The sequence below is a fragment of the Vallitalea sediminicola genome, from assembly GCF_054408565.1.
Genome location: NZ_BTPT01000359.1, coordinates 1 through 209, shown reverse-complemented (window position 1 = coordinate 209; position 209 = coordinate 1). Strand labels below are relative to the sequence as shown.

The 209-nt window shown below is 22.0% G+C and carries 1 protein-coding gene; it reads right to left on the bottom strand.

The annotated features are described in order from the left end of the window. The coding region (locus tag ACX6CF_RS27050) for a hypothetical protein (protein ID WP_458788472.1) at window positions 1-209 on the bottom strand (209 nt) is incomplete at both ends.

Sequence of the window (209 nt, the reverse complement as noted above, 5' to 3'; positions counted from 1 at the left end):
ATCAAATTGTAAATTTATGTTATTATTCTCATATTTATCAGTAATTGTTTTCAAACTCTCTCCACTATTTATATTTTTTCTTATCTTATCTAGAGTTTCAAAAACTAAGGATTTATTTTCGTTATTTATTTCTGCCGTTATTTTTTCAATTGTAAATTGATCTTCTTGCTTATATTGCAACGCTCTCGTATTATTATAATATTTTATTA